This window comes from Lysinibacillus zambalensis (assembly GCF_040183165.1).
Lineage (GTDB): Bacteria > Bacillota > Bacilli > Bacillales_A > Planococcaceae > Lysinibacillus > Lysinibacillus zambalensis.
Genome location: NZ_JBEGDG010000066.1, coordinates 1 through 574 on the forward strand (window position 1 = coordinate 1; position 574 = coordinate 574).

Genomic DNA, 574 nt, shown 5'->3' on the forward strand with positions numbered 1-574 from the left:
TACAAATGTCAACTAATCTATGTACAAAAACGCTCACTTAATTGTGTATAAAATTACTCACCTTCTGGAGCTAGGTGGTTCTTCAAACGATATGAATTGCCAACAATTGTGACAACTGTTGCGTGATGTAAAATACGATCTAAAATCGCATTAGCTAATTTGGGCTTCTGGAACACTTCGTCCCAGGACTTGAAGTTAACGTTTGTCGTAAAAATAGTGCTACGTTTTTCATAACGCATATCGATTAACTGGAAGAATAGTTTTGCATCCTCCGGATCAATCGGTAAATAACCAATCTCATCAATAATAAGTAACTTATATTTTGTGTAATGCTTCAAACGGCTCTCTAAACGATTTTCTAGGCGAGCCTTTTTTAAGTTTTGAATCAAATCGTGGCATTTCACAAAGTACGTGCTTGTACGTTTTTTTGCAGCTGGGATGCCGATTGCCGAGGCTAAATGCGTTTTGCCAACGCCACTTGGACCTAAAAATACAATATTTTCACTACTTTCAATAAAACGCAGTGTAGTAAAATCATGAATTTGCTGCGGATTTATCGATGGTTGGAAGTCAA

At 36.9% G+C, this 574-nt stretch carries 1 protein-coding gene; it reads right to left on the reverse strand.

Annotated elements, in window-relative coordinates; translation table 11 throughout:
- Nucleotides 1-53 precede the first annotated feature (53 nt).
- Nucleotides 54-574, reverse strand: a 521-nt coding sequence (istB, locus tag ABNX05_RS26045) for an IS21-like element helper ATPase IstB (RefSeq protein ID WP_349662341.1), incomplete at its 5' end; no start/stop codon positions are given.